Below are 5450 nucleotides of genomic sequence, written 5' to 3'. Positions count from 1 at the left end.
TGCAAAAATTGAGTGCAGCTTATCCAAGTTTAATAATTTACACGGCGACTATTGACGAAAAACTTAACAGCAAGGGGTATATTGTACCGGGATTGGGAGATGCAGGCGATCGCATCTTTGGGACTTAGTCAAAACATTCAGCCTTAAGCCACCAAAAATTCCTTATTTGTCCAACGTCACGGGGACTTGGATTACAGCAAAGCAAGCAACAGATCCTAGTTATTGGGTGAAGCACCTATGTCAAACAGTACGCTTTGCTTCCGGAGTGCAAGAGTTATGGAAAAAAGACAACCCCATTTTACTGGAGGTTGGTCCCGGTCAGGCATTGAGTAGTTTCGCACTGCAATGTATAGAAAGTGACGATAGGGCAGCATCACTGATTTTGCCCTCTCTACGGCATTCCTATGAGCAACAGTCAGATGTCGCATTTTTACTAAACACATTGGCTCGGCTTTGGCTGGCTGGGGTAAAAGTAGACTGGTCTAGTTTCTATGCTACGGAGCAACGTTATCGCATCCCTCTACCAACGTATCCTTTTGAGCGCCAACGTTACTGGATTGACGCTAATCCTGAAGCTGCTTTGGCTACGCTATCACAACAAACATTACAGAAAAAACCAAACATTGCTGACTGGTTTTACATCCCCTCCTGGAAACGCTCTGACTATAAAGCATTAAAATCAAAACAAAAATTGTGCTGGTTAGTGTTTGTTGATGCTACTGGAGTAGGTTCACAAATAGCCAAAAAACTCAATACAGAGGGTCATGAAGTTATCACTGTAACGGTAGGACAGCAGTTTACTAAGCTAGATGATTGTGTTTATGCAATTAATCCACAAGCAAGCTGTGAGTATGATGCCTTGCTTAAAGAACTTGACTCATTGGATTTAAAACCAAATGCCATTGCCCATTTTTGGAGTTTCATCCCAAACGAGCAGGGAGAATCCTCTCATCAGTTCTTTGAGGAATGTCAGAATAATGGTTTTTATAGTCTGCTTTTCCTGGCGCAGGCGTTAGGAAAACAAGAAGTTACCGATGCTGTACAAATTCTTGTAGTGACCAACAATGTGCAGGAGGTAAACGGGGATGAAAAGTTGTGCCCGGGAAAAGCACCTGTTATGGGAATTTGTAAAGTGATTCCCCAGGAGTATCCCAACATCACCTGTCGTAACATTGATGTTGTCATTCCAGAATCAGGAACAAGGCAAGAAAATCAACTCATAGACCAACTTTTAGCAGAACTCACCCAGACGGCATCTGAGAATATGGTTGCCTACCGAGGTAAACACCGATGGGTGCAAACTTTTGAGCCAATACACCTTGAGGAGCCAGATGAGAGAAAAATTCCCATCAGGGAAGCAGGAGTGTATCTGATTACTGGTGGTTTGGGAGAGATTGGCTTGGTATTAGCAGAATATCTGGCACAGACAGCACACGCCAAGCTCATCTTAACAGGGCGTTCCGGTTTACCTGCAAAACAAGAGTGGTCACAATGGCTAGCGACTCATGATGAAAACGATGAAATTAGTCGTAAAATCAAGAAAGTGCAAGCATTGGAAGCTTTGGGTGCTGAGGTTCTCATTTGCCGCGCCAATATTGCTAATCTCGAACAAATGCAAGCAGTGATGACTGAAGCTTCAAAACGCTTTGGTCAAGTTCACGGTGTCATCCATGCAGCAGGGATAAAGTTGTTTCGCACTGTTCAACAGATAAGTAAAACTGAGTGTGAAAGTCAATTAAGCTCTACAAGTTATGGATTAGTTGTATTAGAGAATGTTTTACAAAGAAAAGAGCTTGATTTCTGCGTAATCATATCGTCACTAGCCTCTGTTTTGGGAGTACTGGGCATGGCTGCTTATCCAGCAGCGTACATATTCAAGGATGCTTTTGTACACAAACATAATCAAACAAGTCTTGTTCCTTGGTTAAGTATCAATTATGACGATTGGATAACTCAAGAATCCTCCGTGTCAGTGAACGTGCCCAAAGGTGAGGATTTGATGATGACGAGGCAAGAAGGCTTAGAGGTTTTTAAACGTGCTTTATCTACAGGTATGACTCAAGTAGTGACATCAACTGTAGATTTGCAAGCTAGTATTAAAAGATGGGTCAAGCTTGAATTTAATAAAGACTCTCAACCTCAAGAAAAAGCTAGTTCCTCTTCTTTCTACTCAAGACCGGATTTAGATAATGCCTATGTTGCTCCTAAAAATGAGATAGAGCAAACCATTGCTAATATCTGGCAAGAACTCCTTGGTATTGAGCAAATAGGCATTCACGATAACTTTTTCGAGTTGGGTGGAGACTCCGTCCTTGGTATTCAAGTCAGTGCTAGAGCTGCTAAAGCAGGTTTTCGGCTAACCCCTCAGCAATTGTTTGAGCAACAGACAATTGCTAAACTAGCAGAGGTGATAAGCACAACCCAAGTAGTCCAGGCTGAACAAGATTTAGTAACTGGTCCGGTACCCCTGACACCTATCCAACATTGGTTCTTTGAACACAATCAACCAGAACCGCACTACTGGAACCAATCAGTTTTATTAGAAACGCTGCAAGTTATCAATCCAGCTTTATTTGAACAAGCATTGCGGCAAATATTAATCCACCATGATGCACTTCGCCTTCGGTTTATACCCTCTGAATCTGGCTGGCAACAGGTTAACGCGAATCCTGAAGAGGTAGTACCCTTTACACACATAGATTTATCGGCATTGTCAGATGAAGTTCAAAAATCTGTGATGGAGGCAACTGCTACTCAACTACAAGCCAGCTTGAACCTCTCAAAAGGACCAACTGTGAGGTCTGTTCTATTTGAGCTGGGTGTCAACAAGTCAAGCCGCTTGCTAATCGTCATCCACCACTTAGTAATAGATGATACTTCTTGGCGAGTGTTATTAGAGGATCTTGAGACTGCTTATCAACAGCTTAGCCAGGGTAAGGCAATTCAGCTTCCACAAAAATCAAACTCCTTCAAACAATGGTCTTTGCAACTCAAAGAACACGCTCACTCAACGAAGTTACAGAAAAGTCAAAATTACTGGCTGAGTGAACGTCGCAACCAGGTCTGTCGTTTACCAATAGATTATTTTGGAGGCGTTAACACTTTTGGATCAGTTCAAATTGTGTCAGCAGTGCTGAATGCACAAGATACTCAGGCATTGCTTCAGGAGGTTCCAGCAATTTACCGAACCAGTACACAAGAAGTTCTACTTACTGCTCTTGTACAGGCTTTTACAGAGTGGACAGGTGTCAACTTGCTACAAGTTACACTCGAAGCAAATGGACGGGATGAAGCTACAGGTAATATTGATAACTTGGATACATCACGGACAGTAGGTTGGCTCACTATTCTCTATCCTGTACTTTTAGATTTAGAAAAAGCTGAGAATCCAGGCGATGCCTTGAAAATCGTCAAAGAGCAACTTCGTCGTATTTCTAACGAAGGTGTTGATTATGGAGTACTACGCTATCTGAGTGAAGACGCAAAAATTATTGATAAAATTCGGGCACTTCCCAAACCAGAGGTAATGTTCCTTTACCTTGGTCAGTTTGATAAAAGCTTGCCTCAGTTTTCTTTGTTCAAACAGGCTGAAGAATCATCTGGATTGGGCATGAGTCCACGAACAACTTTTTCTCATTTGCTACATATGTATGTGCGGGTTGCTAAAGACCAGTTACAAATGGAATGGCACTATAGCTCTAATGTGCATCGACGTGAGACAATAGAAAAATTATCTCATAATTTTGTAAAAGCGCTCCAGTATCTCATTAACCACTGTCAGTCCACCGAAACAGGAGAATATACTCCTTCAGACTTTTCGTTAGCAAACATCAGTCAAGAAAATTTAAGCAAGTTACTGGCTCAGGTTGGTCAATCAGACAGGAAGAATTTCTCATGAAACAAAATAATATTGAAGATATATACGAACTTTCACCCATGCAGCAGGGTATGCTTTTCCACAAGCTTGCTGCACCCAGTTCTGTAGTGTATTTCGAGCAGGCTTGCTTGACCTTACAAACTCAGCTTGATGTCTTAGCCTTCCAGAAAGCTTGGCAGCGAGTTGTAGATCGCCACCCAAGTTTGCGTACCTCGTTCTACTGGGAGGATCTTGATAAGCCCTATCAAATAGTGTATAGGCAAGTAGACTTGCCTTGGGAATTCCAAGACTGGCGAAAATTATCCTTGCAAGAGCAACAAAAGCAGCTAAAAGTTTTTTTAAAAGCAGATGGCGATCGCGGCTTTGAACTTTCCCAAGCTCCTCTCATCCGCATAACATTGATTCAAGTAGCTGATGACACTTATGAATTTGTCTTCAGTTTTCACCACATCCTGATGGAAACGTGGTCTATCAACTGGCTGTGGAAGGAATTTTATGAATTTTACCAAGCCTTCTGTCAAGGTAAAGATTTGTATCTAGAACGTCCGCGTCCCTATAGAGAATATATCGCTTGGCTACAACAGCAAGACTTGCATAAGGCAGAAGCTTACTGGCGACAGAAACTTAAAGGATTCACTGTACCAACACCAATTGAGGTGGGTAACATTTCAACTAGCAACTTTTACCAAGAAGAAGAATACGATAGACAACAAATTCAGGTGTCAGCATCTCTGACAACCGCCCTAAAATCTTTTGCACGCAAGCATCAGCTTACCTTAAACATTGTACTCAAAGGAGCTTGGGCTTTGCTGCTAAGCCATTACAGCAAGGAGTCAGATGTAGTTTTTGGAGCCACATCTTCAGGTCGGCCTGCTCAACTGCAGGAGGCAGAGTCTATGGTCGGACTCTTTATCAACACACTGCCCCTACGAGTACAAGTAGATAGTGATGCTTTTCTCGCACCTTGGCTGAAAAAGCTGCAAGCCGAAGAAGTTGAGATGCGTAAGTACGAATATAGCCCGTTAGTCAAAATTCAACAGTGGAGTGAGATATCCCGTGGTTTACAACTATTTGATAGCATTTTAGATTTTGAAAATGAGTTAGTAGATTACAATCAAGGAGTGCTTGCCCAAAGCATAGGAATCGCCAAGTCTCAGTTATTCGATGAATCTCAGTCATTATTTGACTGGACAAACTACCCTCTCAGCGTGAATGTAGCGCCTAAATCAGATTTATTGAATCTATCTATTTCATACGATACCCGTTGCTTTGATAACGCTACTATTGGTCGAATGTTGGGGCATTTAGAAACCTTGTTAGAAGGTTTTGTCACCAACCCCAAAACAAAACTTCGGGAATTACCGATGTTGACTTCAAAAGAAAGTTATCAAATACTTAGGAAATGGAATGACACAAAAGTTGAATACCCTCAACAGCAATGTATCCATGAATTATTTGAAGCGCAGGTAGAGAAAACACCTGATGCGATCGCAGTGGTATTTGAAAACCAACAGCTAAGTTATCGGGAATTAAGCCAACGAGCAAATCAACTAGCGCATTATTTGCAAAAACT

3 protein-coding genes are annotated in these 5450 nt (G+C 41.9%); all 3 read left to right on the top strand.

The features are described from left to right. A partial coding sequence (locus LC574_RS24415; RefSeq protein ID WP_306422151.1) for a uracil phosphoribosyltransferase occupies window positions 1-128 on the top strand: 128 nt, incomplete at its 5' end. 38 nt (window positions 129-166) lie between these two features. Beyond that, window positions 167-3898: an SDR family NAD(P)-dependent oxidoreductase gene (locus tag LC574_RS24410; RefSeq protein ID WP_229456139.1), complete on the top strand. Its 3732-nt coding sequence runs from the start codon at window positions 167-169 to the stop codon at window positions 3896-3898. After that, window positions 3895-5450 (top strand): condensation domain-containing protein (locus LC574_RS24405; RefSeq protein ID WP_229456138.1); only part of this gene is annotated, 1556 nt, incomplete at its 3' end. The genes LC574_RS24410 and LC574_RS24405, both read left to right, overlap by 4 nt.

The organism is Nostoc sp. CHAB 5715, assembly GCF_020829685.1.
Lineage (GTDB): Bacteria > Cyanobacteriota > Cyanobacteriia > Cyanobacteriales > Nostocaceae > Nostoc.
The sequence above is the reverse complement of the archived record's forward strand: the minus strand, read 5'-3'. Positions and strand labels throughout refer to the sequence as shown.